The organism is Phytobacter sp. MRY16-398 (assembly GCF_003925915.1).
GTDB lineage: Bacteria > Pseudomonadota > Gammaproteobacteria > Enterobacterales > Enterobacteriaceae > Phytobacter > Phytobacter diazotrophicus.
Genome location: NZ_AP018756.1, coordinates 3,581,830 through 3,606,830, shown reverse-complemented (window position 1 = coordinate 3,606,830; position 25,001 = coordinate 3,581,830). Strand labels below are relative to the sequence as shown.

At 53.4% G+C, this 25,001-nt stretch carries 26 protein-coding genes, 1 pseudogene and 1 riboswitch; of the genes and pseudogenes, 14 read left to right on the top strand and 13 right to left on the bottom strand.

Annotated features, from left to right (window positions below):
• Positions 1-345: 345 nt before the first annotated feature.
• The 4 genes and pseudogenes from MRY16398_RS17670 to rlmA all read left to right on the top strand — a co-directional run bounded on the left by MRY16398_RS17670 (position 346) and on the right by rlmA (position 2,310).
• Positions 346-490: pseudogene (locus MRY16398_RS17670) on the top strand (DUF2627 domain-containing protein).
• A 12-nt stretch (positions 491-502) separates the two neighbouring features.
• Positions 503-712 (top strand): transcription antiterminator/RNA stability regulator CspE, encoded by a 210-nt coding sequence (gene cspE, locus MRY16398_RS17665; RefSeq protein WP_001062678.1) that lies wholly within the window; start codon positions 503-505, stop codon positions 710-712.
• Positions 713-913: 201 nt separating this feature from the next.
• Positions 914-1,348, top strand: a complete 435-nt coding sequence (gene tnpA / locus MRY16398_RS17660; RefSeq protein WP_107224832.1) for an IS200/IS605 family transposase — start codon at positions 914-916, stop codon at positions 1,346-1,348.
• 146 nt (positions 1,349-1,494) lie between these two features.
• Positions 1,495-2,310: a 23S rRNA (guanine(745)-N(1))-methyltransferase gene (gene rlmA / locus MRY16398_RS17655; protein WP_039079535.1), complete on the top strand. Its 816-nt coding sequence runs from the start codon at positions 1,495-1,497 to the stop codon at positions 2,308-2,310.
• Here rlmA and mntP read toward each other — a convergent pair.
• From mntP to manX, 5 genes are all read right to left on the bottom strand, one after another.
• Positions 2,307-2,873, bottom strand: a complete 567-nt coding sequence (mntP, locus tag MRY16398_RS17650; RefSeq protein ID WP_079496713.1) for a manganese efflux pump MntP — start codon at positions 2,871-2,873, stop codon at positions 2,307-2,309. The two genes, rlmA and mntP, sit on opposite strands and share 4 nt — an antisense overlap.
• Before the next feature lie 6 nt (positions 2,874-2,879).
• Positions 2,880-3,055, bottom strand: a riboswitch (yybP-ykoY riboswitch).
• 196 nt (positions 3,056-3,251) lie between these two features.
• On the bottom strand, positions 3,252-3,710 hold the full coding sequence (locus tag MRY16398_RS17645) for a DUF986 family protein (protein ID WP_125124916.1): 459 nt from the start codon (positions 3,708-3,710) through the stop codon (positions 3,252-3,254).
• A 54-nt stretch (positions 3,711-3,764) separates the two neighbouring features.
• A complete protein-coding gene (locus MRY16398_RS17640) occupies positions 3,765-4,619 on the bottom strand; it encodes a PTS mannose transporter subunit IID (RefSeq protein ID WP_039079532.1) in 855 nt (284 codons plus the stop codon).
• A gap of 12 nt (positions 4,620-4,631) precedes the next feature.
• The gene (manY, locus tag MRY16398_RS17635) at positions 4,632-5,432 is read right to left on the bottom strand and encodes a PTS mannose transporter subunit IIC (RefSeq protein ID WP_039079531.1); all 801 of its coding nucleotides are present in this window, start codon (positions 5,430-5,432) and stop codon (positions 4,632-4,634) included.
• A gap of 60 nt (positions 5,433-5,492) precedes the next feature.
• The gene (gene manX / locus MRY16398_RS17630; RefSeq protein ID WP_039079530.1) at positions 5,493-6,452 is read right to left on the bottom strand and encodes a PTS mannose transporter subunit IIAB; all 960 of its coding nucleotides are present in this window, start codon (positions 6,450-6,452) and stop codon (positions 5,493-5,495) included.
• 442 nt (positions 6,453-6,894) lie between these two features.
• Between manX and yoaE the strand changes: the two genes are divergently transcribed.
• Positions 6,895-8,454 (top strand): CNNM family cation transport protein YoaE, encoded by a 1,560-nt coding sequence (gene yoaE, locus MRY16398_RS17625; RefSeq protein ID WP_079496711.1) that lies wholly within the window; start codon positions 6,895-6,897, stop codon positions 8,452-8,454.
• A gap of 5 nt (positions 8,455-8,459) precedes the next feature.
• Here yoaE and MRY16398_RS17620 read toward each other — a convergent pair whose 3' ends face one another.
• The 4 genes from MRY16398_RS17620 to pabB form a co-directional block, all read right to left on the bottom strand.
• Complete coding sequence (locus MRY16398_RS17620; protein WP_039079528.1) at positions 8,460-10,052, bottom strand: EAL domain-containing protein; 1,593 nt, start codon at positions 10,050-10,052, stop codon at positions 8,460-8,462.
• Positions 10,053-10,185: 133 nt separating this feature from the next.
• Positions 10,186-11,550, bottom strand: a complete 1,365-nt coding sequence (sdaA, locus tag MRY16398_RS17615; RefSeq protein WP_039079527.1) for an L-serine ammonia-lyase — start codon at positions 11,548-11,550, stop codon at positions 10,186-10,188.
• Between the two features lie 183 nt (positions 11,551-11,733).
• Positions 11,734-12,312, bottom strand: coding sequence for a CoA pyrophosphatase (locus MRY16398_RS17610; protein WP_039079526.1), 579 nt, complete (start codon positions 12,310-12,312; stop codon positions 11,734-11,736).
• A gap of 3 nt (positions 12,313-12,315) precedes the next feature.
• A complete protein-coding gene (pabB, locus tag MRY16398_RS17605) occupies positions 12,316-13,677 on the bottom strand; it encodes an aminodeoxychorismate synthase component 1 (protein ID WP_125124915.1) in 1,362 nt (453 codons plus the stop codon).
• Between the two features lie 83 nt (positions 13,678-13,760).
• Here pabB and MRY16398_RS17600 point away from each other — a divergent pair, with 83 nt between their 5' ends.
• Both MRY16398_RS17600 and MRY16398_RS17595 read left to right on the top strand, forming a co-directional pair.
• A complete protein-coding gene (locus MRY16398_RS17600) occupies positions 13,761-13,946 on the top strand; it encodes a YoaH family protein (protein WP_039079524.1) in 186 nt (61 codons plus the stop codon).
• Between the two features lie 22 nt (positions 13,947-13,968).
• A complete protein-coding gene (locus tag MRY16398_RS17595; RefSeq protein ID WP_125124914.1) occupies positions 13,969-15,021 on the top strand; it encodes a DUF7716 domain-containing protein in 1,053 nt (350 codons plus the stop codon).
• A 35-nt stretch (positions 15,022-15,056) separates the two neighbouring features.
• On the opposite strand, the gene MRY16398_RS17590 is transcribed toward MRY16398_RS17595, so the two are convergent.
• Positions 15,057-15,401, bottom strand: coding sequence for a RidA family protein (locus tag MRY16398_RS17590; protein WP_039079523.1), 345 nt, complete (start codon positions 15,399-15,401; stop codon positions 15,057-15,059).
• Between the two features lie 110 nt (positions 15,402-15,511).
• Here MRY16398_RS17590 and MRY16398_RS17585 point away from each other — a divergent pair, with 110 nt between their 5' ends.
• The 5 genes from MRY16398_RS17585 (at position 15,512) to rnd (ending at position 21,886) form a co-directional block, all read left to right on the top strand.
• Positions 15,512-17,422: an ATP-dependent DNA helicase gene (locus tag MRY16398_RS17585; protein ID WP_039079522.1), complete on the top strand. Its 1,911-nt coding sequence runs from the start codon at positions 15,512-15,514 to the stop codon at positions 17,420-17,422.
• Positions 17,423-17,481: 59 nt separating this feature from the next.
• Complete coding sequence (gene tsaB, locus MRY16398_RS17580; protein WP_125124913.1) at positions 17,482-18,177, top strand: tRNA (adenosine(37)-N6)-threonylcarbamoyltransferase complex dimerization subunit type 1 TsaB; 696 nt, start codon at positions 17,482-17,484, stop codon at positions 18,175-18,177.
• A 38-nt stretch (positions 18,178-18,215) separates the two neighbouring features.
• Complete coding sequence (locus MRY16398_RS17575; protein WP_107223342.1) at positions 18,216-18,797, top strand: Slp family lipoprotein; 582 nt, start codon at positions 18,216-18,218, stop codon at positions 18,795-18,797.
• Positions 18,798-19,001: 204 nt separating this feature from the next.
• Positions 19,002-20,687: a long-chain-fatty-acid--CoA ligase FadD gene (fadD, locus tag MRY16398_RS17570; RefSeq protein ID WP_125125698.1), complete on the top strand. Its 1,686-nt coding sequence runs from the start codon at positions 19,002-19,004 to the stop codon at positions 20,685-20,687.
• Between the two features lie 71 nt (positions 20,688-20,758).
• Entirely contained in the window at positions 20,759-21,886 is a 1,128-nt protein-coding gene (gene rnd / locus MRY16398_RS17565; protein WP_125124912.1) for a ribonuclease D, read from the top strand.
• 99 nt (positions 21,887-21,985) lie between these two features.
• On the opposite strand, the gene minE is transcribed toward rnd, so the two are convergent.
• From minE to minC, 3 genes are read right to left on the bottom strand one after another with little or no spacing between them, the layout of a single operon-like run.
• The gene (minE, locus tag MRY16398_RS17560; RefSeq protein WP_039079511.1) at positions 21,986-22,252 is read right to left on the bottom strand and encodes a cell division topological specificity factor MinE; all 267 of its coding nucleotides are present in this window, start codon (positions 22,250-22,252) and stop codon (positions 21,986-21,988) included.
• Positions 22,253-22,255: 3 nt separating this feature from the next.
• Positions 22,256-23,068 (bottom strand): septum site-determining protein MinD, encoded by an 813-nt coding sequence (minD, locus tag MRY16398_RS17555; protein ID WP_039079510.1) that lies wholly within the window; start codon positions 23,066-23,068, stop codon positions 22,256-22,258.
• Between the two features lie 22 nt (positions 23,069-23,090).
• Positions 23,091-23,786: a septum site-determining protein MinC gene (gene minC / locus MRY16398_RS17550; protein WP_039079509.1), complete on the bottom strand. Its 696-nt coding sequence runs from the start codon at positions 23,784-23,786 to the stop codon at positions 23,091-23,093.
• A gap of 121 nt (positions 23,787-23,907) precedes the next feature.
• On the opposite strand from minC, the gene MRY16398_RS17545 reads away from it, so the two are divergent.
• A complete protein-coding gene (locus tag MRY16398_RS17545) occupies positions 23,908-24,177 on the top strand; it encodes a YcgL domain-containing protein (protein WP_039079508.1) in 270 nt (89 codons plus the stop codon).
• A gap of 152 nt (positions 24,178-24,329) precedes the next feature.
• The gene (locus MRY16398_RS17540) at positions 24,330-24,989 is read left to right on the top strand and encodes a fumarylacetoacetate hydrolase family protein (protein WP_039079507.1); all 660 of its coding nucleotides are present in this window, start codon (positions 24,330-24,332) and stop codon (positions 24,987-24,989) included.
• Positions 24,990-25,001: the final 12 nt, after the last annotated feature.

Below are 25,001 nucleotides of genomic sequence, written 5' to 3'. Positions count from 1 at the left end.
TGATTAGTTACAAGAGGGGCGCATTTCAGACCTTCCTGATTAGCGAAAATTGGCATAGGTATGCGTTAATGCTGTTACTGATATAAGGTATGCCGGAATATTTTTATCCCCCCACGTGGACGAATGGAACTCATTGAGCTATGGTAAAAAAGATGGGTTATCAAACGGAGCCAGAAGGCGGGCTGCCTGTCGTTACGAGGTTATCTTGTATGCATAAATGTGCATCGGTTGTATTGATAACCTTAGAATTTGTGCGACGGATCCAGGCCTTTTTAAAAATGGCTTGCCATAATTTACGTTGTGTGTGATAACACGTTTTGGGTCAAACGAGGTACAGTTCTGTTTATGTGTGGCATTTTCAGTAAAGAAGTCCTGAGTAAACACGTTATCGTTGAATACCGCTTCTCTGCCGAACCTTATATTAGTGCCTCAAGCAGTAATGTCTCAGTTTTATCTCAGTTAATGCCTACGGGCGAAGTATATACATTAAGGAATATTGCAAATGGCAAAGATTAAAGGTCAAGTTAAGTGGTTCAACGAGTCCAAAGGTTTTGGTTTCATTACTCCTGCTGATGGCAGCAAAGATGTGTTCGTACACTTCTCTGCAATCCAGGGTAACGGCTTCAAAACTCTGGCCGAAGGCCAGAACGTTGAGTTTGAAATTCAGGACGGCCAGAAAGGCCCGGCAGCTGTTAACGTAACTGCTATCTAATTTCAAAACCACTGGTACTTGAGACGCCACTGGCGTATCAATGTCAGCGAAAAGCCTCGCCATTGTGCGGGGCTTTTTAATTGTCACCCCTAAACCACCTCCTGGGGAGGTGGTGATTGATCCTGTAAGGCTATAGCCTGAAGAATGCCCATGCCGGAATATCTCTGCTTACTCACCACAAGTAAAAGGAGACAAACCGACATGGGGCTTTACAGGAGTTCATCACATGTATATTGGCGTTGCAAATACCACATAGTATGGACGCCAAAGTACCGTTTCAGGATCCTGAAAGATAATCTGGGCAAGGAACTTTACAGGACAATCTACATCCTATGCGGAATAAAAGATTGTGAGGTTCTGGAGTTAAATGTTCAGCCAGATCATGTACATCTGGTTGTAATAGTCCCGCCGAAAATCTCGATATCAACCCTGATGGGGCATCTGAAAGGCCGCAGTGCAATCAGGCTCTACAATCGTTTTCCACATATAAGAAAGAAACTATGGGGTAACCATTTTTGGTCCCGTGGCTACTTTGTCGATACGGTGGGAGTGAATGAAGAAATTATCAGGAGATATGTGAGGCATCAGGAGAAAAAGGAACAAATGCATGAACAGCAGATGGAATTGCTAGAGTAGTAACAGGAATGAGACAGTAGCCCCCCTTATAGGGGGCATTCTAAAAAGCCACCTTCTAAGAAGGTGGTCTTTTACTTCTGGCTTCGCATTCCCCGATGCGCCGAATGGCGGTAAACTTGCGTCCTTTAAAGAGTCCCGGAGTTGCTATGCCCTTCAGTTGCCCACTTTGTCACGCCCCCTTGACGCGTTCCGAACATAGCTTTTCCTGTCCACAACGTCATCAGTTCGACATCGCGAAAGAAGGGTACGTCAACTTACTGCCCGTGCAGCATAAGCGTTCGCGGGATCCGGGTGACAGTGCGGAAATGATGCAGGCGCGCCGTGCGTTTCTTGATGCCGGACACTACCAGCCGCTGCGCGATGCGATCGCTTTACAGTTACAGACGCGCCTCCCTGCGCAGGCAGAGGCGATACTGGATATTGGCTGTGGGGAAGGGTACTACACTCAGTCCTTTGCTGAGGTCGCGCAGCGTAAAGAGGCCCGGACGTTTGGCCTCGATGTTTCAAAAGCCGCCATTCGGGCAGCCGCGAAACGTTACCCTGAGGTGATGTTTTGCGTTGCCTCCAGCCATCGCCTGCCTTTCCAGAATGACAGCATTGACGCTGTCGTACGCATTTACGCACCCTGCAAAGCAGAAGAACTGGTACGTGTGGTAAAACCGGGGGGATGGGTCATTACCGCAGCGCCTGGGCCACGCCACTTGATGGAGCTGAAAGAGTTAATTTACCGCGAAGTACAGTTACATGCGCCTGATAATGGCGAGATAGAAGGGTTTCGCGTCGTAGAGCAGCAATCACTGAGCTATCAGATGGAATTAACCGGTGCCGAGGCCGTCGCGTTACTGCAAATGACGCCCTTTGCGTGGCGGGCAAAACCGGATGTCCGGGAGACACTGGCAGCGAAAGCGCGCTTTAACTGTCAGACCGATTTTACCCTGCATTGTCTGCAGCGCGTTGATTAAGGCGCGAAGTGTGACCAGAGGATCTCAATACCGATCCCGATAAGAACGATACCGCCAAGAATTTCTGCCCGTTTGCCCAGCAGCGGGCCAATAAACCGACCAATCATCATGCCGAGTGTGGACATCACCAGTGTGGCGCAACCAATCGCCAGCGCGGTCGTCAGAATATTCACCTGCAAGAATGCCAGACCCACCCCTACGGCCATCGCATCAAGACTTGTCGCAATCGCGGTAGTGACCAACAACCAGAAACCGTGGCGATGCGGCGCTTCCCCTGCGTCATCCGTCTCTGCGCGAAAACCTTCCAGCACCATTCTGCCGCCAAGGAACATCAGTAAGATGAAGGCAATCCAGTGATTCCACTCCAGCACAAACTGGCTGGCAAGCATCCCCAGACCCCAGCCAATAAGCGGCGTCAGCGTTTCAATAACGCCAAAAATCAGGCCAGTGCGGAGGGCTTCGGAGAATTTGGGTTTATGCAGGGTCGCCCCTTTACCGATTGATGCAGCGAAGGCATCCATCGACATGCCAAAGGCGAGAAGAATTGTGGCGGATAAATTCATGCGAGCGTCCTGACCGGGAGTTCCATATAACACACCACTGCCCCCAGTAAACAGCAGTTGATGTGTCAATGGTCTCGCCTGACTGGATAACTCTCAGTCCGTACGTGCCACGTTTTGCAACGAGTATGTTGACACGTACATTTCCAGCAAATGGAAATCGGCTACTCCCCAACGACGGGCGCAACATTAACATATTTTGAGAATATAAAACAACAACAGAGAATTATTAATCCATTTACCAATTGATAACGATTAACATTTAGATTTATAGGTGAATATAACGTTAAAAAGATTAAGCACTTTCCCGTGGGAAATATAGCAAAGGCTATAAGTGTGCTTATTTAATATACATTGTGGATGTAGGTGACTACATTTAACTTATTGAATTTTAATCATTAATTTATATATACTTTCCAGGTCATCAATATTTTTTACCCGAATAAGCAAGCGCCTTTGTTCTAATTGCATCACCAGCACGCCATCCTCGGATAAGTTCATCTCCTTAATTCGGTTATATTCTATCCATACGCTGGAAAAGAAAAACCCCCGCGATTTGAAGATGATCTTCGGTGTGCGAATCCAAAAAAGGTAAATGGCTAATAATGCCAGCGCGGATAATAACCATGTGGTTAATGGCGTACCGTTATTTGTGACATTGTTGTAAATAAGGATAACCAACAGGCCAACAAAAATAGCCGCATCAACACGGCTGCGACGCAGCAAGGGGAGGGCAAGCAGGGTATCGCCGTGACGGCGGGGCAGGATAAGTTCATCGTAAATGGCAAATGCCAGCAGGGCGGCGATAAACAACATCAGTATGCTGTCCGTGAGCGTCATGGTTCCTCCTGATAATAAAAAACCGGGGCAAGGCCCCGGTTATAACACAACGGATTACAGACCTAACAGGCCAACCGCATACCCAACGATCCCGATGACGAAGAAGCCAACGATGATCCACAGCGGGTTCACTTTCTTACGTAACAGCCACATACAGGCGAAAGTCAGCAGTAGCGGAACCAGACCTGGCATCAACTGATCGAGGATGGTTTGCACTGTCGTGACGTTTTGTTTACCTGTCTGGTCGGTAATACGCGAGACCACCAGCGGAATGTTAACGTGTGTCCACTTATTAACCAGCGCCCCCATAACAAAGAGGCCGAGAATGGATGCCCCTTCTGTCAGTTTCTGCAGGAAGCCGCCGCCCATATCCTGAACGATATCAATACCCTTACGATAACCATAGGCTACACCGTAATAGCGGGTTGCCAGGCGCACCAGGTTAAACAGGAAGAAGAACAACAGTGGCCCAAGTAGGCTGCCGCTCATGGCAATACCCGCACCAAGCGCTGCGAATACCGGACGTACGGTACCCCAGAAAATGGGATCACCCACGCCCGCCAGCGGCCCCATCAGACCCACTTTGATACCGTTGATGGCACCATCGTCAATCTCTGCCCCGTTCGCACGCTGTTCTTCCATCGCCAGCGTTACACCCAGCACCGGCGCTGCAACATAAGGATGGGTGTTAAAGAATTCCAGGTGACGCTTAATAGCTTGTTTACGCGCGTCGTTGTTCTCCGGATACAGGCGTCTGATAGCCGGTACCATCGAGAAGCAGAAACCCAGCGCCTGCATACGTTCGAAGTTCCATGAACCCTGAAACAGGTTAGAACGGATGAACACGCCACGAATATCACCCGGAGTGAGTTTTTTCTCAGTGGTAGTTTTAGTCGTCATATCAACCATTTCGCTCACCTGTTAGTCCAGTTCGTTATCGAGATCGTTATTACCAGCAGCCTGTGCAGGCCCGCCAGCAGAGCGGTTATATTTCGGGCTCAGTTGGATATAAAGGATGGCCATCACGGCACCAATCACACCCAGCGCAACGAGGTTGAAGTTAGTAAACGCCGCCGTCACGAAACCAAGGTAGAAGAACGGCATCAGGTAGCCTGCGCGCATCATATTGATAACCATCGCATAACCAACCACCACGATCATGCCGCCAGCGATGTTCAGACCGCTGGTTACGACTTCCGGAATGGCGTTCAGCATACCCTGAACTTCACTGGTCCCGACGGAGATAGCAACAATAACGGCCGGGATAGCGATACGCATGGCCTGAAGGAACAGGGACGAGACATGGATCCAGGACAACGCCGTGAGGTTGCCGTTGTTTGCCGCCTTATCCGCCGCGTGCTGGAAGGCCACGGTGATGGTACGCACAATAATGGTCAGTACCTGGCCTGCTGCTGCCAGTGGGATAGCCAGCGCGATACCAGCGCCGATACTTTGATGACCCGCGATAACCAGGACGGTTGAGATAATAGAGGCGAGCGCGGCATCGGGCGCGACCGCCGCACCGATGTTCATCCAGCCCAGCGCAATCATCTCCAGGGTACCGCCGATGATAATACCGGTTTTCATATCCCCCAGGACGATACCCACCAGCGTACAGGCCACTAACGGACGGTGAAACTGAAATTCATCGAGTACCGATTCCATACCGGCAATACACGCGACGACGAACACCAGCACAATCTGAAGAGTGGTAATCTCCATTGTACTTCTCCTATGCTAAACAAACGTAAGTGTGAAACTGAGTCAACCAACCCGGCGCGGTTACTTCGCGACCTTATTGATCAAATCCATCATTTTCAGTTTCGGGTCGTTAGAAACTTTGCGAACTTCCAGCTCGATATTGCGTTCGTTGAGCTTTTTGAAGGCCGCAATGTCTTTTTCATCCACCGAAACCGCGTTGTTCACCTGAGTTTTCCCCTGCCGATAGGCCATACCGCCGATATTGACGGTGGTGATTTTCACACCCTCTTCAACAATGCGCAGTACGTCAGTTGGGTTGGTAAACAACAGCATCACCCGCTCACCCGCGTATTTCGGGTTGTTGTAAACACGGATCATCTTGGCAACGTCCACCACGTGCGCCGTCACCCCGGGAGGCGCAACCTGTGTGAGCAGCGTCTTACGTACGTTATCGGCTGCAACTTCATCACTGACGACGATAATGCGCGTCACGTTTGTTTCTTTGGTCCAGCGTGTTGCGACCTGACCATGGATCAAGCGGTCATCAATACGGGCAAGACCAATGACCATATAGTCATTCGGTCCCATCGGTTTTACTGGAGCCGCAGGTTTAGGGGGCGCAACGGGCGTCGGTTTTTCCACAGGTTTGGCTTTCAGCGCTTTCACGCCTTCGCGTCCTGTTTCCACCGCGACAGCCACCAGTTCATCAAAGGTTGGGTTGTCGTCTCGCGCCATCAGTGTTTCCACGAGCATAGGAATATTGACGCCAGCCACCACTTCATAATGCTCTTTATCGACGACAATGCGGCTGGCAGCATTGAACGGGCTACCACCCCATGTATCAACGAGAAATAGCACGCCCTGATGTGTATCGAGCTTTTCCAACTGCGCGTTGTATTTCTCGATTAACGTCTCGGCGTTTTCACCGGGAACGAAATCGATCCAACCGACGTTCTCTTGCTCGCCCAATAGCATTTCGGCGGTTTTGAGTAACTGTTCCGCAGCCCAACCATGTGTGCCTATCACAATAGCAATGGTCACTTGCTACCTCCTTCGTTTTTGTCGTTAACACATCATTAACTGATGCGTTCTGAATCTCTCTGACAGCCCGAATCGATTCAGACAGGGCTTAGAAAGAAAAAACTAAGACTTCCGGGAATTATTTTAGATAGTGAAAAAATAATTTATGTGATGAACATCCGTAATTTAGCTTTAGCGTACGGGAAATTTCGGAGCGAAAAATATCTCTCAAAATGCAAATTCAGGTAAATCTTTGCAAAACCCAAAGTCTCTCTGATATGTTTAACATCCGTTTACATTATCAGGAGTACAGGGCATCAGCCCGCCGTATGGACCGTCACCGACGCCAGTTCCCCCTTTGGCCTGTTTGCGCCAGCCATTCTTTAACCTTGAACCCCCTTGTTGTCATCATGCCTGCGCACCCCTACGCGCGGACTCATCATGCCTTTAGCAGGAGCTTGCCATGGAATTCTTAATGGACCCCTCAATATGGGCGGGGTTGTTGACACTTGTTGTTCTGGAAATTGTTCTTGGTATTGATAACCTGGTATTTATCGCCATCCTCGCCGATAAATTGCCGCCAAAGCAGCGAGATAAAGCGCGCCTGATTGGCCTCTCTCTGGCGCTGGTGATGCGTTTAGGCCTGTTGTCTCTGATCTCCTGGATGGTCACGCTGACAAAACCGCTCTTCTCCGTCATGGATTTCACCTTCTCTGGCCGTGATTTGATCATGCTCCTCGGGGGGATATTCCTGCTCTTTAAAGCGACGACCGAGCTACATGAAAGGCTGGAGAATCGTCAACACGACGAAGGACAGGGTAAAGGATATGCCAGTTTCTGGGTGGTAGTAGTACAGATTGTTATTCTTGATGCTGTCTTCTCGCTTGATGCGGTGATCACAGCGGTCGGGATGGTGAACCATCTGCCGGTCATGATGGCTGCCGTGGTCATTGCCATGGCGGTGATGCTGCTGGCATCCAAACCGCTGACCCGCTTCGTTAACCAGCATCCAACGGTGGTGGTGCTCTGTCTGAGCTTCCTGCTGATGATTGGTCTGAGCCTGGTCGCGGAAGGTTTTGGTTTCCATATTCCGAAAGGCTACCTGTACGCGGCGATTGGTTTTTCAATCATTATCGAGCTCTTCAACCAGATTGCCCGCCGCAACTTTCTTCGTCATCAGTCAACGCTGCCGCTGCGTGCGCGTACCGCCGATGCGATTTTGCGGCTGATGGGCGGCAAACGTCAGGCCAGTCAGACGCAGGATACAGACAGTCAGTCGCCGGTATCAGTGCCGGAAGGCGCGTTTGCCGAAGAAGAACGTTACATGATCAATGGCGTGTTAACGCTGGCTTCCCGCTCGTTGCGTAGCATCATGACGCCGCGCGGTGAAATCAGTTGGGTCGACGCTAACCTGAGTGTGGAAGAGATCCGCCAGCAGCTTCTTTCCTCACCACACAGCCTGTTCCCGGTCTGTCGTGGGGAACTGGATGAGGTGCTGGGTATTGTTCGCGCGAAAGAGATGCTGGTGGCGCTGGAAGAGGGGACGGACGTTGCAGCAATGGCGTCGGCCTCGCCCGCGATCGTCGTGCCGGAAACGCTGGACCCGATAAAACTGCTGGCCGTATTGCGCCGTGCCCGTGGCAGCTTCGTCATCGTGACCAACGAATTTGGCGTGGTACAGGGGCTGGTAACACCGCTGGATGTGCTGGAGGCGATTGCCGGTGAGTTCCCTGATGCTGACGAAACGCCGGAAATCGTCGCTGACGGCGATGGCTGGCTGGTTAAAGGCGCCACCGATTTGCATGCTCTGCAACATACTCTTGGCCTGGACACTTTGGTTAACGAAAACGAGGATATCGCCACCGTTGCGGGCCTGGTGATCGCCATTAATGGTCAGATCCCCCGTCCGGGTGACAAGCTGGAGCTTGCGCCGCTGCATATCAGCGTTATCGAAGCCAATGACTATCGCGTCGACCTGGTACGTGTTGTTAAAGAGCGACCGCTTCACGACGAAGAAGAGTAATTTCCCTATGGCATAAGCGGCATCATTAGCCCTTTACGCCGTGCTGGCGGGGAAGTCCACCCTGCCAGCCAACGCGGAAACTCTTTAATTGGCATAGGCTTCGCGTACAGAAATCCTTGCAATATATGCACCCCCCGTTGCCGCAGATGCTGCGCCTGACGGGGGTTTTCTACCCCTTCCGCCACCAGTTCAATATTCAGACGCTGCCCCAGGGCGATAATCATATCTGTCACCGTCGAGTTCACCGCATCCGTACCAATAGCCATGGTGAAGGACTTATCAATTTTTAAGACATCCGGGCGCAGTCTCTCCAGCCAGGACAGTGAACTGTTGCCCGTACCGAAATCGTCAATGGCGATTTTAGCCCCCCTGCGATGAAGCTCGCGCACCATACGGTAATCCACGTCATGCAGCGCGTCGCGCTCGGTAAGCTCTATGGTTAATTGTTGCACCGGGTTCGCGTGATACCAGAGGCGATTAAGATCCTGAAGCAACATGCCATGGCGCAAGTGGCTCGGCGCGACATTGATACCAATCTGAAACGTACTATCCGCCGGAAAAAGCCCAAGCTGGCGCTGGGTTTCCGCCATCACATAGCGTGTCAGTGGGGCGATTAAATTGTGCTGTTCGGCGATGGGAATAAAAACATCGGGAGGGATCCAGCCCTGACGAGGGTTGTTCCAGCGCAGCAGTATTTCGACGCCAATACAGGTGTTATTGTTCGCCTCCAGAAGCGGCTGGCAAAATAACTCAAATTCCCGTGCGGCAAGGCCCAGATTGATCTCGCCGGAAAAGCTCATACGGCTGGCCGTGGCCAACCAGGCAATATAACCAATCAGTAAACTCAGCAGCAGCCCCAGCGGTAATTGCGACGGCAAATGACGCCATGCCAGTGCGCCTGCTCCCGGCCCGGTCACGCTGACGATAAAGGGAAAATGTTCTGATTCCTGTTGATAACGCTCTTCATTATTCAGCTCCGGCAGACGATTACTGACGCCGCTACCATAGGTCAGATGACGGTCATTCATGCTCAGGCTGGCGGAGGTAATCAAGGGCTCATCAGGTTCCAGCATTAAATTGGTCAGCAAATCGATATTAACAACCTCGATAATGCCGCTCTGACCGTCAGTGGCGGCGGGATACCACATGATCATCACCGGGCTGTTTTTTAAAAGCGACTGATCGGTGGAAAGCATCATGACTGGTTTTGTCGACGGTAACGCGGGTTGCAGTTGCTTAATGGGCACATCCCGATAACCAAATATGCTCGAGCAGTACAGAATCCCGTCTTTTATAAGCCCGATGTCACGCACGGTCTGCAAACTGGCGGCCTGAGTGCGCAATTGCAGGTGGGCATTGGCGCAAGATGTCCCGACGAGGGGCAGAATCACGTCACGTTTGTGTTCAAGAGGTAAGAGTAATTTATCGAATGATTCAACAGCATGTGCGGTGAAAGCGACAATTTTCTGCTGATTAATATTGCGCTCCGAAATAAAGAGAATGGCGAGAGTGGAAACGAGCGTCACCATTGCCAGAGCTACGCAAATTGCTAAGCGCTTGCGCAGATAGCTTTTAATAATTCTCTGTGCTGTTTGCATGCCGTGACCGCCTTAAAAGCCACTGGCCTGGAATTTCCGCCAGAACAAAGAAAGTGTAGTTGGGAAAGCGGGAATGCGATGAGAAAAGGCACGGAATTTAGCCCTTCCGTCGTAGAAGGGCTGGAAAAGAGTATTAGTCGCACTGAACCTTAATGGCGAGGCCGCCACGAGAGGTTTCACGATACTTAGCGTTCATATCTTTGCCGGTCTCGTACATGGTTTCGATAACCTTATCCAGTGAGACTCGGGGGGCGCTGGTACGGCGCATGGCCATACGGGAGGCATTAATGGCTTTGACGGAGGCGATAGCATTACGCTCAATGCAGGGCACCTGTACCTGACCGGCTACCGGATCGCAGGTGAGGCCAAGGTTATGCTCCATGCCAATTTCCGCCGCCACGCACACCTGTTCCGGGCTGGCGCCCAGTAACTCCGCAAGGCCCGCCGCCGCCATTGAGCAGGCGACACCCACTTCACCCTGGCAACCCACTTCGGCACCGGAAATCGATGCGTTCATTTTGTACAGTGCGCCAATCGCGCCTGCGGCAAGGAAATAGCGGATATAAATGTCCGGGCTGACGGATTCGATAAAGTGGTCATAGTAAGCCAGCACTGCCGGGACAATACCACAGGCACCGTTTGTCGGCGCTGTCACCACACGCCCACCGGCAGCGTTCTCTTCATTCACTGCCAGCGCGAACATATTGACCCAATCGATCACATTCATTGGATCACTGGATAATTTATCGCTGGCGACCAGCATACGGCGCAGCGCCGAGGCGCGACGCGGGACGCGCAGTGGGCCAGGCAGCACGCCTTCTGTATTCATCCCGCGATCGATACAGGCACGCATGGTCGCCCAGACATGACCAAAGTACGCTTCGATCTCCTGCCTGCTATGCAGCGCGAGTTCGTTTTGCATCACCATGCCAGAGAGTGACAGGCCGGTCTCTTTGCAATAATTCAGCATATCGCTGGCGGATTTGAACGGGTAGGGAACGGTCACTTCGTTGAGCACTTCTTTACCAAAATGTTCTTCATCGACAATAAAACCGCCACCGATGGAGTAATAGGTCTTGCTGTAGACTTCGCGCTCACCATTCCACGCGTGGATGCTCATGGCATTTTCGTGCAGCGGCAGGTTATCGCTGTGAAAACGCATGCCGTTATCCTGCGGGAAATCGACTTCCCGGCGGCCCTGCGCCAGCAACAGGCGGCCCCGGTTTTCCACATCGCGAATAAACGCAGGGATGGAATCAATGTCTACCGTGGCCGGCTCATTGCCAGCCAGACCCATAATAATGGCGATATCGGTATGGTGGCCTTTACCTGTCAGCGACAGTGAGCCATAAACGTCCACCGCGACGCGGGTAACGCTTTCCAGTAATCCTTTTTCGACCAGGTCATCGACGAACTGTTTCCCGGCTTTCATCGGGCCAACAGTGTGGGAGGAAGAGGGACCAATACCCACCTTAAACATGTCGAATATACTAATCACATTAACACTCCTGACAGGGTTACCGGGGGTTCCAGTAACGATGTAATAACTGCGCATAGTGTAAGAGGGAAGCGTGAAGGCAGCTTAATTATTCACATGAATTAAACTAATGCCTGACCCCGATTTTACTAATAGCGCGCGGCCACATTCCGCTGTCTTAAAAATGTTTCGTGATAAGTATAGTCAAGGGCGAAGCCCCACCTGCAGCGCCAGTTCACGAATTATGCCTGCGGTCATGCCCCAGACAAAATAATGCTGATACCAGGAGAGCCAAACCCGGTGCGCGTTGCCCTGACGGTGAATGTCCAGCGGGTGATAGCGCCCCAGGCGTAGCGCCTCGGCAAGCGGCATTTCAAACACCGAAGCCACCTCATCTTCGCTGGCATGGTAGTGCAGGTCAGGGGGAATGATCCCCACAACGGGCGTCACGCGAAACCCGGTGACGCTGTCAACCGGCGGTAGCACACCGATAACCTCGACGGAGTCGGGCGGGATGGCGACCTCTTCTTGCGCTTCGCGCAGTGCCGCGGCAATCAGCGAGGTATCGGTATCATCAACGGCCCCGCCGGGAAAGGCGACCTGCCCGGCGTGTTTTCGTAATCGCGGCGAGCGCTGTGTCAACAGTAACCCTGGCTGCTCGCGCCGCACCACCGGCACCAGCACTGCCGCCTGCCGCGCATTTGCGGCGGTGGGGTGTAGCTGGGGGCGTAAAAGCTGAAAACGCGAGAGAAAATCATCGAGGGTTAAGTTTGGCTGCGCCACGGTTTAGCTCTCCAGTTGCTGCAAGATACGGTTAACTTTATCAAATGTTTCCTGATATTCAGCCTCTTCGTTGCTGTCCGCCACGATGCCGCCCCCCGCTGAGCAGAAGATTTGCCCCGCCCACGCCGTCAGGGTACGAATGGTGATGCTGGTATCCATGGCACCGCAAAAACTGATGTACCCAATACTGCCGCACCAGGCATTACGCCGTTGCGGTTCCAGTTCATCGATAATCGCCATGGCGCGAATTTTGGGCGCACCGGTAATCGACCCACCCGGAAACGCGGCGCGTAGCACATCACTGGCATGCAATGTGGCAGGCAGCTTTGCTGTCACCGTACTGACCAGATGGTGAACCGCCGGAAAGGGCTCTACGGCAAACAGCGTCGGCACGCGCACGGAGCCGGGCACTGCCACCCGACCAATATCATTGCGCATCAGGTCGACAATCATCAGATTCTCGGCCCGGTCTTTCGTTGATGCGGCCAGTTTTTGCGCCTGTTGCGCATCGTCCCGGGCGTCAGGCAGGCGCGGGAGCGTGCCTTTAATGGGACGCGTCTCGATAACATCATCCTGAAGCTGAATAAACCGCTCCGGCGACAGGCTTAAAATCGCGCCTTCTTCCAGGCGTAAAAAAGCACTGAACGGAGCGCGATTCGAGCGGTTCAGGCGGCAAAAAGCCTGCCATTCATCACCGACATAATGCGCCTGAAAGCGCTGTGCAAGATTAACCTGATAACAATCGCCGCTGTGCAGCCAGGCCTGTACCTGACGAAATTTCTCACCATATTCAGAGCGCGTCATGTTTGCCTGCCAGGGGGAGGTCAGGCTAAACGGGACGACGGACGGCGGCGTTTGGGCGTTAAGCCAGGCCAGACGCGTCTGCGGCTCCCGGTAGCTCAGCAGCGTGACGTGCTGTTTATGGTGATCCACCACCACGGCCCAGTCATAAATTCCTGTCGCCATATCCGGCAGTAAAATGTCTTTTTGCGCAAATGCGGGCAGTTTTTCAAAGCGACGCCCTAAATCGTAACCGAACAGTCCGAGCGCCCCGCCCTGAAACGGTAGATCGTCGTTAGCCTGTGGGCGGATCCCGGCCTTGTCGATGGCCTGCTTCACCAGGCTAAACGGATCCTCTGTGGACTCGCGCGCGCCATCCGCATCGGCGATGGTAGTCTGTTCACCCCGGGTGACAAGTGTTGAGAGAGGATCGGCGACCAGAATATCAAAACGGTTGCAGGCATGGTCCGCGTGACCAGAGTGCAGCATCATCGCCCACGGCAGATGATGTATCAGAGAAAAATAGTGCTCTGCGGCATCGGGATGCCACGGTAACGGTATAACAGCGGGGGAAAACGTCTTCATCAGTCCTGGCTCTTTACGCGATCGCTGGCGCATAGCCACGGCGCATGAAATAATTAGCGCGAATAATTTAGCAGGAGTTCACGATGTTTGCAGGTTTACCTTCCCTCAGCCACGAACAGCAGCAAAAAGCCGTCGAGCGTATTCAGGAATTAATGTCACAGGGCATGAGCAGCGGTCAGGCCATCTCGCAGGTGGCGGATGAATTACGCGCCACCCATAAAGGCGAACGTATTGTGGCGCGCTTTGAAGACGAAGATGAAGACGAGTAAACCCTGAGTGCGGAGGCGGTGAATGGAAAACGTGATGCCTGAGACAGTACCGGATGCGATCCTTGCGTTTATCACCGAGGCCGTTATCCCCGGCGATCTCACGCTTCCTTTTCACTACCCACAACCAGAGCAATGGCACGCGTGGCATTGCGGTTTTCGCTGGCACGGCGTCACCGGGGAAAGCCTGGTGGCTGACACCGCCGGGATGTGGCAACCCGGCTGGTATTTGATAGCCCTTAATGGACTGGACGATCCGTTCTTTATCGATTTGAACGAAGCGGCAGATGGCTACCCGGTCTATTATGCCGCACACGGCGCGGGTCGCTGGCAGGCAGAACGCATCGCACCCGGTTTGCACGCCTTTCAGTCCCTTTTACGTCAGCTATGCCATGCCGATGAGGCGACCACGCTGGCGTTACTTGAGGCGCATACCGAAGCGGACAGTCCATTCTGGCTTGAGGTTCGGGAAGCGCGCCAGGCAGACGATGGCGACGACGATAACGTCCCTGACGTAGATCCGCAGGACTGGCAGGCGGGGCGTCTGCTCATTACCGATATCGGCCCGCAGAAAATCAAAGTGGTTCAGGTCCTCAGAAAAGCGCTGAATTTACCGCTGGCTGACGCGCTGAGTTTTGTCGCCAGCCCGCCGATTTGTGTGGGTGAGGATTTTCGCCTGCGCTTGCGCCCACTGGAGCGCGAGTTACAGGCCACTGGCGCTCGCGTTACCTTTGTGCCTGCGGGCCCGGTGCTGGAAACTCTGCGGTTAAATATGGCGCTTGGCATCGACGCGCTGATTGCCTGCGTGAAGGCCGGGCAGGGTAAATCGCTCTACTATGATGTGTATTCAACACACGACGGGGCTTTTCAGGCGGGCGATGCGCTTTATGTGGTTGCCAGCGATGACGCCGAAGCCGCGGCAGCAACGGGGCGATACCACCACTTTGCCTGTATGGGCGAACATTTTCAGTCCGTTGTGGAACTGGCGATCCAGCAAAAGCCTGACGCCTGCGACAGTGAAATTATCCGCGCACTTAACCATTACCTTGAGTACGACGACTTTTTGGATATGGAATAAATTCCGGCGCGGGATGCGCGCCGGATTGTGTCCTGTCAGACGGCGGCAACAATTTTAATTTCGACTTTGTACTTCGGGTTCATCAACCCGGCCTGAACGGTGCAGCGTACAGGCGCATGACCGGCGACAACCCACGCGTCCCAGGCTTTGTTCATCGCCGCGAAATCACTTTTATCCACCAGAAAGATTGTCGCATCCAGAATACGCGTCTTATCGCTACCCTGTCTGGCCAGCACGGCGTCAATCTGCGCCAGGGTGTTGGCGGTTTGTTCAAAGGCGTCGGCATCAAGATTTTCCGGCACACCCGTGTAGTAGAGCGTCTGGTTATGGATAACTGCGTCTGACCAGCGGGCGTCGGCATCAATGCGGGTAATGGTCATATTTTATTCCTCATGGTTTTCCTTATGATTGCGGGCAAGACTGCCACAGACTGGCGCAAAACCCAATGCCCTGACATAATCGCTGGCGATTTATCCAGTGTGGGGGCAGTGTGACGGACGATTTTGCAACAGACGGTCAGTTGGCCAAAGCGATACCGGGTTTTAAACCCCGTGAACCACAACGTCAGATGGCCCATGCCGTCAGTGACGCAATTGCCCGCACACAGCCGCTGGTGGTAGAGGCGGGCACCGGGACCGGGAAAACCTATGCCTATCTGGCTCCGGCGTTGCGCGCCGGCAAAAAAGTGATCATCTCAACGGGATCCAAAGCCCTACAGGATCAGCTTTACAGCCGTGATTTACCCACGGTGGCAAACGCGCTCAAATTCACCGGCCATACCGCGTTGCTTAAAGGACGTTCAAACTACCTCTGCATTGAGCGACTGGAACAGCAGGCGCTGGCGGGGGGCGATCTGCCGGTGCAAACCCTCAGTGACGTCATTTTATTACGCTCCTGGTCAAATCAGACCAAAGATGGCGACATCAGCACCTGTGTCAGCGTGGCGGAAGATTCTGCCGTCTGGCCGCTGGTGACCAGCACCAATGACAACTGTCTGGGCAGCGACTGTCCGATGTACAAAGACTGCTTCGTGGTAAAAGCGCGCAAAAAAGCGATGGATGCCGATGTGGTGGTGGTCAACCATCACCTGTTCCTGGCAGACATGGTGGTGAAAGAGAGCGGTTTTGGCGAGCTTATCCCGCAAGCCGAAGTGATGATCTTCGATGAAGCGCATCAGCTTCCGGATATCGCCAGCCAGTATTTTGGCCAGTCTATCTCCAGCCGCCAGTTACTGGATTTAGCCAAAGATTTCACCATTGCCTACCGCACCGAGTTACGTGATACCCAGCAGTTGCAAAAATGCGCCGACAGGCTGGCGCAGAGCGCACAGGATTTCCGCCTGCAATTGGGTGAGCCGGGATATCGCGGCAACCTGCGAGAACTGCTGGCCGATGCCCATATCCAGCGGGCGTTGCTGCTACTCGATGATGCGCTGGAACTCTGTTATGACGTGGCAAAACTGTCGCTTGGACGTTCGGCCCTCCTCGACGCGGCGTTTGAGCGCGCAACGTTGTACCGCGCACGGCTCAAACGGCTAAAAGAGATCAATCAGCCCGGTTTTAGTTACTGGTATGAATGCACCTCGCGTCATTTTACCCTGGCGCTGACGCCGCTTACCGTGGCGGACAAATTCAAAGAGGTGATGGCGCAGAAAAGCGGTAGCTGGATTTTTACCTCGGCGACGCTCTCGGTGAACGATGATCTGCACCACTTTACTGCGCGGCTCGGCATCGAAGAAGCGCAAACGCTGCTGTTGCCAAGCCCGTTCGATTACGCCCGCCAGACACTGCTTTGTGTGCCACGAAACCTGCCGCAGGCTAATCAACCAGGAGCGGCCCGCCAACTGGCGGCAATGCTCAAACCGATCATTGAAGCGAACAATGGTCGCTGCTTTATGCTCTGTACTTCCCACGCCATGATGCGTGATCTCGCTGAGCAGTTCCGCGCCACCATGACGTTGCCCGTTTTGCTGCAGGGAGAGACCAGCAAAGGGCAGTTGTTGCAGCAATTCATCACCGCGGGAAATGCCTTGCTGGTGGCGACCAGCAGTTTCTGGGAAGGGGTGGATGTGCGTGGCGACACGCTGTCGCTGGTCATTATCGACAAACTGCCGTTTACCTCGCCGGACGATCCGCTGCTCAAAGCGCGGATGGAAGATTGCCGCCTGCGCGGTGGCGATCCATTTGATGAAGTCCAGCTTCCGGATGCGGTGATTACCCTCAAACAGGGGGTGGGGCGCCTGATTCGTGACGTTGATGACCGGGGCGTGCTGGTCATTTGCGATAACCGTCTGGTGATGCGCCCTTACGGCGCGGTGTTCCTCGCAAGCCTGCCGCCCGCACCGCGTACGCGGGATATTCGCCGCGCGGTTGCCTTTCTTGCGGCCTCTGTGACGGAGTAATTTGGCGCAGACTGTGTTAATATGCGCGCCATTTTGTTTTACCGGGACTGCGATTACCCATGCGAATTCTGGCCATTGATACCGCCACAGAAGCCTGTTCCGTCGCGCTGAACAACGACGGAACCCTCTTTGCTCATTTCGAACTCTGCCCACGTGAACACACGCAACGTATTCTGCCGCTGGTGAAGGATGTTCTCACCGAGGGCGGCGTTGCGCTGTCTGAACTGGATGCGCTGGCCTTTGGCCGTGGTCCGGGGAGCTTTACCGGCGTGCGCATTGGTATTGGTATTGCACAAGGGCTGGCGCTGGGCGCGGAGTTGCCGATGATTGGCGTCTCTACGCTTGCGACGATGGCAGAAGGTGCCTGGCGTAAGTCGGGGGCCACCCGTGTGCTGGCAGCCATTGATGCCCGTATGGGCGAAGTCTACTGGGCGGAATATCAGCGTGATGCCGACGGCGTCTGGCACGGCGAAGAGACCGAAGCGGTCCTCAAACCCGACGCGGTGACCGCGCGCCTCAGCGCGCTCTCCGGCGAGTGGGCAACCGTCGGCACCGGCTGGCAAGCGTGGCCGGATATGGCAAAAGATACCGGCCTGACGCTGACAGACGGCGGCATATCGTTGCCGGAAGCACAAGATATGCTGCCTATCGCGCACCATCAGCTTTCGCTGGGGCATACCGTTGCCGTTGAGCATGCCGAGCCGGTTTATTTGCGTAACGAAGTAGCCTGGAAGAAACTTCCGGGCCGGGAATGAATCTCAGTAATTACAAGGCTGAGTGAAGGAGTCGCATCATGGCGAGTCAAAAAAGAGGTATGCGCTGGTTACTGGTGGGTGTGGTCGCCGCAGCGTTAAGTGGGTGTGTTTCTGTGCCTGACGCGATCAAAGGAACCAGTCCGACGCCGCAGGATGATCTGGTGCGCGTGATGAATGCGCCAAATCTCTATATCGGTCAGGAAGCCCGTTTCGGCGGCAAAGTGGTGAAAATTGAGAATCAGCAAGGGAAAACCCGCCTTGAGATAGCCACCGTGCCGTTAGATGACGGGGCGAGACCGATCCTGGGCGCAACCTCTGTCGGGCGTATTATGGCCGACGTGAATGGCTTCCTCGACCCGGTGGACTTCCAGAACCAACTGGTGACCGTCGTCGGGCCGATTACCGGCATCTATGACGGTCAGGTGGGCGGCGCTGCCTATAAATTCGCGGTGATCCGTGCTGATGGCTATAAACGCTGGCATATCACAAAGCAGGTCGTACTGCCGCCGCAACCGATGGATCCGTGGATGATGGGGCCACACCCGTGGCATCGCGGGTACGGCGGTTGGGGCTGGTATAATCCCGGCCCCGCCTATGAACAGAGTGTTGTAACAGAGTAACGATCTGTTCTGCATGAAAAATGAAACAGCGGCTGGTCCGCTGTTTCTTTATTTGAAAACCATAACAAAAATAATTAGTGATGCGCTTCGCAACCTTCAATTCGAACAATTAATAAACTGGTACGCTGAGTTAATATAATGTTAACGACTTGTTTATTAACAGGGGTTGTGATGACGACAAATACACAGTTTAGAGGTGATGCATTGAAGAAGGTTTGGCTAAACCGTTATCCCGCCGATGTGCCTGCGGATATTAATCCCGATCGTTATCAATCCCTGGTTGAACTCTTTGAACACGCGACTGCGCGATACGCCGACCAACCTGCGTTCGTCAACATGGGGGAGGTGATGACCTTCCGCAAGCTGGAAGAGCGTAGCCGCGCTTTTGCCGCATACCTGCAACAGGGCTTAGGGTTGCAAAAGGGCGATCGTGTGGCGCTGATGATGCCGAATCTTCTGCAATATCCGGTGGCGCTGTTCGGTATTCTGCGCGCGGGCATGATAGTCGTGAACGTCAACCCGCTGTACACACCGCGCGAACTGGAACATCAGCTTAACGACAGCGGCGCATCCGCCATTGTGATTGTCTCCAACTTCGCCCACACGCTGGAAAAAGTGGTCGACAAGACGCAGGTTCGCCATGTGATCCTGACCCGCATGGGGGATCAGCTCTCTCCGGCGAAGGGCACGCTGGTTAACTTTGTCGTTAAATATGTGAAGCGCCTGGTGCCGAAATACCATCTCCCGGATGCTATCTCGTTTCGCCGTGCGCTGCAGGCGGGCTACCGTTTGCAGTATATCAAGCCGGAAGTCACGACCGACGATCTGGCGTTTCTGCAATATACCGGCGGGACGACCGGGGTAGCCAAAGGGGCGATGCTGACGCACCGCAATATGCTGGCCAACCTGGAACAGGTGAATGCAACCTACGGTCCGTTGCTGCATCGCGGTAAAGAGTTGGTGGTCACCGCGTTGCCGCTCTACCACATTTTCGCCCTGACTATGAACTGCCTGTTGTTTATCGAACTGGGCGGACAGAACCTGCTCATTACCAACCCGCGCGATATTCCGGGGCTGGTGAAAGAGCTGGCGAAATACCCTTTCACCGCCATGACCGGGGTAAACACCCTGTTTAACGCATTGCTCAACAACGACGATTTCCACAAACTCGATTTTTCCTCGCTGCACCTCTCTGCGGGCGGCGGCATGCCCGTACAGCAGGCCGTTGCCGAGCGCTGGGTGAAACTTACCGGCGAATACCTGCTGGAAGGCTACGGTCTGACAGAATGCTCGCCGTTGGTGAGCGTCAACCCGCATGATATTGACTACCACAGTGGCAGTATCGGCTTGCCGGTCCCGTCGACAGAAGTGAAGCTGGTGGACGATGCCGGCAATGAAGTTCCACCGGGTGAACCGGGTGAATTGTGCGTGAAAGGCCCGCAGGTCATGCTGGGTTACTGGCAGCGCCCGGCGGCGACCGATGAAATCATCAAAGATGGCTGGTTGTACACCGGCGATATCGCGGTGATGGATGGCGAAGGCTTTATGCGTATTGTCGATCGCAAAAAAGACATGATCCTGGTCTCCGGCTTTAACGTCTATCCGAACGAAATTGAAGATGTCGTAATGCAGCATGAAGGCGTTAAGGAAGTGGCGGCCGTAGGCGTGCCTTCCGATGCCAGCGGCGAAGCGGTTAAAATTTTCGTGGTGAAAAAAGACGACTCGCTGACCGAAGAAGCGCTTATCGCGTTTTGTCGCCGTCAGTTAACGGGTTACAAAGTGCCGAAAAGGGTGGAGTTCCGCGCTGAGCTACCGAAATCCAACGTCGGTAAAATTTTACGACGAGAATTGCGTGACGAAGCGCGCGGCAAAGTAGACAATAAAGCCTGAGCTATGCGTTAGTCGCCAGAACGCCGGTTAATCCGGCGTTTTTTGTGGGCGCAAACTAAAGAGAAGACGATTTGAATTACCAGATGATCACGACGAACGAGGCGCTGGCAGCGCTGTGTGAAGCTGCGGCTGGCACCGATGCTATTGCGCTTGATACTGAATTTGTCCGCACCCGTACCTATTATCCCCAGCTTGGTTTAATCCAGCTTCATGACGGGGAGAATGTGGCGTTAATCGACCCGTTAACCATCACTGACTGGGCACCGTTCCGCGATCTGATTACCAATACTCAGGTAACAAAATTCCTCCACGCCGGTAGTGAAGACCTCGAAGTCTTCCTCAACGCTTTCGGCGCCATGCCGCAGCCGATGATCGATACTCAAATTCTCGCGGCCTTCTCCGGGCGTGCGCTCTCCTGGGGGTTTGCGGCAATGGTGGAGCAGTACACCGGCGTGGCGCTGGATAAAAGCGAGTCGCGCACTGACTGGCTGGCCCGTCCGTTAACGACACGTCAGTGCGATTATGCGGCGGCCGATGTCTGGTATCTGCTGCCTATCGCGCGAAAATTGCTGGCTGAAACCGAAGAAGCAGGGTGGCTCAATGCCGCGCTGGACGAATGCCGCCTGATGATGCAACGGCGTGGCGAAATTCTGGCGCCGGAAGAGGCATGGCGTGACATCAGCAACGCCTGGCAGTTACGTACCCGCCAACTGGCATGCCTGCGTTTGCTGGCGGACTGGCGTCTGCGTAAAGCCCGCGAGCGTGACCTGGCGGTCAATTTCGTTGTTCGTGAAGAGAATCTGTGGGCCGTGGCGCGTTATATGCCGGGCAGCATGGGTGAGCTCGACAGCATTGGCCTTTCCGGTAGCGAAATCCGTTTTCACGGTAAAACGCTGCTGTCTCTGGTTGCACAGGCGCAGGCTCTGCCGGAAGACGCGCTGCCGGAGCCGCTGTTGAACCTGGTGGATATGCCCGGCTATCGCAAAGCCTTTAAAGCTATCAAGGCACTGGTACAGGACGTTAGCGAAAGCAAAGGGCTGAGCGCAGAATTAATTGCTTCTCGTCGGCAAATTAATCAGTTACTTAACTGGCACTGGCAATTAAAACCGCAGACAAATTTACCGGAATTAATCAGTGGCTGGCGTGCGGAATTGATGGCTGAGCGGCTCAACGCATTATTAACGGAATATCCGCGTTAATCCCTGTATATAAAGACAGGGGTTAAGCGTTAATAAAAGAAAAAAGGCAGAGGGTTTCTGCCTTTTTTATTACTCCTGGCGCAGCGATCAACTGCCGGATTATTTCGTCTCTTCTGGTTCTGGCAAGGTAACGTTGAGTTCCAGAATGGAAATATCGTCACCACGTTGTTCCAGTTGGACTGAAACCATTTCCGGATCGATTTGAACATATTTACAAATCACCTCCAGAATATCCCGCTTTAGCTGCGGTAAATAATGTGGTTCAGCGTCACTGCGACGGCGTTCCGCAACAATAATTTGCAGACGCTCTTTGGCGATGCTGGCGGTGTTCTTTTTTCTGGAGAGAAAAAAGTCGAGTAATGCCATAACTTATCCTCCGAACAGGCGTTTGAGGAAACCTTTCTTCTCTTCATCAATGAAGCGGAAAGGACGATCTTCTCCCAGTAGACGTTCAACGGTATCTGCGTACGCTTTGCCTGCATCGGCAGTGGTATCCAGAATAACCGGTTCCCCCTGGTTGGATGCGCGAAGGACTGACTGATCTTCGGGGATCACGCCAACCAGCTTAATGCGCAGGATCTCCAGCACGTCTTCCATGCTGAGCATATCACCTTTATTAACGCGCCCCGGGTTGTAGCGGGTCAACAACAGGTGTTCTTTAATCGGTTCCTGGCCGTTTTCGGCGCGGCGCGATTTGGACGCCAGGATGCCGAGGATACGGTCAGAGTCACGGACGGAAGAGACTTCCGGGTTGGTGGTGATGATCGCTTCATCCGCGAAATAGAGGGCCATCAGCGCGCCGGTTTCAATCCCCGCCGGTGAGTCGCAAATAACAAAGTCGAACTCCATTTTCTGCAGCTCATCAAGCACCTTCTCTACGCCTTCACGCGTTAACGCGTCTTTGTCGCGCGTCTGCGAAGCCGGGAGAATATAAAGATTTTCCGTACGTTTATCTTTAATCAGCGCCTGATTCAGCGTCGCATCGCCCTGAATGACGTTCACGAAGTCGTACACGACGCGACGTTCACAGCCCATGATGAGGTCGAGGTTACGCAGGCCGATATCAAAATCAATAACGACGGTTTTCTTTCCCTTCTGGGCCAAACCGGTTGCGATGGCCGCGCTGGAGGTGGTCTTACCCACGCCCCCTTTACCCGAAGTAACAACAATAATGCGTGCCATAGGAGTTCCTTGTTAAAAGGGCTTAATCTAACGGTTGAATAGTCAAAGCATTATTCGCTAAACGTAAGCGCGCCGCTTTGCCATAAAAATCGGCCGGGATTCGATCGCTCAGCCAGTATTCCCCTGCGATGGATACCAGCTCCGCCGTGAGGTGAGTACAAAATATTTGCGCATCCTTGTCGCCGCTTGCGCCAGCCAGCGCGCGGCCACGCATCATGCCGTAAACATGGATATTGCCGTCGGCAATCAACTCTGCGCCTGCGCTGACGTGACTGGTGACAATCAGATCACAGTTTGGCGCATAAACACGCTGCCCGGAACGAACAGGAAGATCAATCAAGCGTGTTTTTGTGACCGGAGTAACAATGGGGGCCTCGGGGACAGGAACAGCAACCTGACGTTGCGGCTTTTCTTTGCCTTCGGTCAGAAGCGGCAACCCGGCACGTTCGATGTCGGCTTTCAGTTCGCTGTCTTTACAGCCGCTGATACCGACAACCCGTAACCCCGTCGCCAGAATAGTCTGTTGAATCGGCGACCAGTTGACCGGGCCCTCAAGGTCAGAAACATTAATAACAACAGGAGCATGTTTTAAAAAAGCGGGAGCCTGAGCGATTTTGTCTTCTAACGCCTGGCGAATAACCTCGGGTTTTGCATCATGCAAGTGAACCACAGATAAGGTAAAACTACTGCCTTTTAGCTCGATGGGCGTGTTTGACATCCTGACCTTACTCATTTTGCTATTATCACTCATGAGTGAGCGATATTCCGAAGACTATCAAGCATGTTATAGTCACTATTATATTCAGGCAAGTAACCACCCCTTAATTCAGAGCAAAAGTATGTTTTGTGTGATCTACCGAAGTTCCCGACGTGAACAGACTTATCTGTATGTCGAAAAAAAAGACGATTTTTCACGCGTGCCGGAAGAATTAATGAAAAGCTTTGGCCAGCCTCAGTTAGCCATGTTATTGCCCCTCGACGGACGTAAAAAACTGGCCAGTGCGGATCTGGAAAAAGTAAAAGAGGCGTTACGTACGCAGGGATATTATTTACAGATTCCACCGCCGCCAGAAAATTTGTTGAAACAACATTTAGACAGCGAAAGATAGCCATCCCCGCCAGTCAAAGTGGCGGATCGATTCCGCCATTTGCTTTCCTCTTGCATACGCATTGAATGACAAAGTTTGCTATTTGACAAACCGCCATGTGGCGCGGATAGTCATTTTTCGCACTTGTTCAATGCGTTACTTAGGGGAAAGACATGTACCAACATCATAACTGGCAGGGCGCACTCCTGGATTACCCGGTGAGTAAAGTCGTGTGCGTTGGCAGTAACTATGCGAAACATATTAAAGAAATGGGCAGCGCCACGCCGGAAGAGCCGGTGCTGTTTATTAAACCGGAAACCGCACTGTGCGATATTCGCCAGCCGCTGGCGCTGCCACAGGATTTCGGTTCCGTACATCACGAAGTTGAACTGGCCGTGCTCATTGGGGCAACGCTGCGTCAGGCGACCGAAGAGCATGTACGAAAAGCCATTGCCGGTTATGGTGTGGCGCTGGATCTCACGCTTCGCGATCTGCAGGCCAAAATGAAAAAGGCGGGTCAGCCGTGGGAAAAAGCGAAAGGCTTTGATAATTCCTGCCCGATCTCCGGTTTTATTCCGGCGGCAGAGTTTACCAGCGATCCGCAGAACACGACGCTTGGGCTCAGCATCAACGGTGAAGTCCGCCAGCAGGGGACCACTGCCGATATGATCCACAAAATTGTGCCGCTGATTGCTTACATGAGCCGCTTCTTCACGCTCAAAGCCGGGGATGTCATTCTGACCGGTACGCCGGAAGGTGTTGGCCCGCTGCACGGCGGGGACGAACTGGAAGTGAGTTTCAACGGCCTCTCGTTAAAGACCCGCGTATTATAAGTCGATTTGCCG

Coding starts and splice junctions, on each gene's coding strand:
- MRY16398_RS17640 (WP_039079532.1), bottom strand. CDS start 4,619: ATGGTTGATATGACGACTAAAACTACCACTGAGAAAAAACTCACTCCG.
- MRY16398_RS17540 (WP_039079507.1), top strand. CDS start 24,330: ATGTACCAACATCATAACTGGCAGGGCGCACTCCTGGATTACCCGGTG.
- mntP (WP_079496713.1), bottom strand. CDS start 2,873: ATGAATTTATCCGCCACAATTCTTCTCGCCTTTGGCATGTCGATGGAT.
- minE (WP_039079511.1), bottom strand. CDS start 22,252: ATGGCATTACTCGACTTTTTTCTCTCCAGAAAAAAGAACACCGCCAGC.
- manY (WP_039079531.1), bottom strand. CDS start 5,432: ATGGAGATTACCACTCTTCAGATTGTGCTGGTGTTCGTCGTCGCGTGT.
- MRY16398_RS17575 (WP_107223342.1), top strand. CDS start 18,216: ATGGCGAGTCAAAAAAGAGGTATGCGCTGGTTACTGGTGGGTGTGGTC.
- yoaE (WP_079496711.1), top strand. CDS start 6,895: ATGGAATTCTTAATGGACCCCTCAATATGGGCGGGGTTGTTGACACTT.
- rlmA (WP_039079535.1), top strand. CDS start 1,495: ATGCCCTTCAGTTGCCCACTTTGTCACGCCCCCTTGACGCGTTCCGAA.
- minC (WP_039079509.1), bottom strand. CDS start 23,786: ATGTCAAACACGCCCATCGAGCTAAAAGGCAGTAGTTTTACCTTATCT.
- minD (WP_039079510.1), bottom strand. CDS start 23,068: ATGGCACGCATTATTGTTGTTACTTCGGGTAAAGGGGGCGTGGGTAAG.
- tsaB (WP_125124913.1), top strand. CDS start 17,482: ATGCGAATTCTGGCCATTGATACCGCCACAGAAGCCTGTTCCGTCGCG.
- MRY16398_RS17545 (WP_039079508.1), top strand. CDS start 23,908: ATGTTTTGTGTGATCTACCGAAGTTCCCGACGTGAACAGACTTATCTG.
- pabB (WP_125124915.1), bottom strand. CDS start 13,677: ATGAAGACGTTTTCCCCCGCTGTTATACCGTTACCGTGGCATCCCGAT.
- tnpA (WP_107224832.1), top strand. CDS start 914: ATGGGGCTTTACAGGAGTTCATCACATGTATATTGGCGTTGCAAATAC.
- MRY16398_RS17595 (WP_125124914.1), top strand. CDS start 13,969: ATGGAAAACGTGATGCCTGAGACAGTACCGGATGCGATCCTTGCGTTT.
- MRY16398_RS17600 (WP_039079524.1), top strand. CDS start 13,761: ATGTTTGCAGGTTTACCTTCCCTCAGCCACGAACAGCAGCAAAAAGCC.
- MRY16398_RS17620 (WP_039079528.1), bottom strand. CDS start 10,052: ATGCAAACAGCACAGAGAATTATTAAAAGCTATCTGCGCAAGCGCTTA.
- MRY16398_RS17645 (WP_125124916.1), bottom strand. CDS start 3,710: ATGACGCTCACGGACAGCATACTGATGTTGTTTATCGCCGCCCTGCTG.
- cspE (WP_001062678.1), top strand. CDS start 503: ATGGCAAAGATTAAAGGTCAAGTTAAGTGGTTCAACGAGTCCAAAGGT.
- MRY16398_RS17590 (WP_039079523.1), bottom strand. CDS start 15,401: ATGACCATTACCCGCATTGATGCCGACGCCCGCTGGTCAGACGCAGTT.